We start from the raw sequence: 243 nt of genomic DNA, 5'->3' as shown, positions 1-243 counted from the left end.
CCTGGGGAGGTTTCCGGGCACGCAGAAGGCTCAGTTTTTGCGGTGGTCGGAACCGTTGTCGGCCAGCTTGTTTGCCGCGTCCTTCACGTCCTGCTTGGCGTTCTGGGCAGCGTTCTGCGCGTCCCACTTGATGTCCCGGAGGCTCTGGGCACCCGTGCTCTGCGCGGTCGCGGCAGCGTCCTTCGCCTTTTCGGCGGTGTCGGCCAGCTTGTCCTTGGCGGTGTCTACCGCTTTCGCCGCGTC

1 protein-coding gene is annotated in these 243 nt (G+C 65.8%); it reads right to left on the bottom strand.

Annotated features, from left to right (window positions below):
* Positions 1-30: 30 nt before the first annotated feature.
* Positions 31-243 (bottom strand): hypothetical protein (locus L0664_RS18520; protein ID WP_235227387.1); only part of this gene is annotated, 213 nt, incomplete at its 5' end.

This window comes from Octadecabacter dasysiphoniae, assembly GCF_021532615.1.
Taxonomy (GTDB): Bacteria; Pseudomonadota; Alphaproteobacteria; order Rhodobacterales; family Rhodobacteraceae; genus Octadecabacter; species Octadecabacter dasysiphoniae.
The sequence above is the reverse complement of the archived record's forward strand: the minus strand, read 5'-3'. Positions and strand labels throughout refer to the sequence as shown.